The sequence below is a fragment of the Pseudomonas sp. SIMBA_068 genome (assembly GCF_046534705.1).
Taxonomy (GTDB): Bacteria; Pseudomonadota; Gammaproteobacteria; order Pseudomonadales; family Pseudomonadaceae; genus Aquipseudomonas; species Aquipseudomonas putida.
This window is the reverse complement of record NZ_JAWRYI010000636.1, coordinates 1-267: the sequence shown is the minus strand read 5'-3', so window position 1 is coordinate 267 and position 267 is coordinate 1. Positions and strand designations below refer to the sequence as shown.

The following is a 267-nucleotide window of genomic DNA, read 5'->3' as shown; positions in this document are numbered from 1 at the left end:
AGCGACCGTGATGCCTTGGCTCTGGACAGCCTGGGCGCAGTACCGCAGGCAACCTGGAACCCGGACATGCACGCGCTGCAGCAGCGTATTCAACGGCGCATGACCCTGGCCTCGGCGCAACAGCTGCAGGCACAAGGCCGTGGTGCCGAGGCAACAGCTTTGCTGGAAGCCAGTCTGGCGCGTGGTGAAGGTAGCCCGGATGACGTGATGCTGTTGGGCGACTGGGCAGCAGCGCGCGGTGAACCTGGCAAAGCGCGTGGCTATTAC

Annotated in this window: 1 protein-coding gene; it reads left to right on the top strand. The window is 64.8% G+C overall.

Translation table 11 applies throughout. The annotated features are described in order from the left end of the window. A partial coding sequence (locus tag SB756_RS30760) for a hypothetical protein (RefSeq protein ID WP_410913327.1) occupies positions 1-267 on the top strand: 267 nt, incomplete at both ends.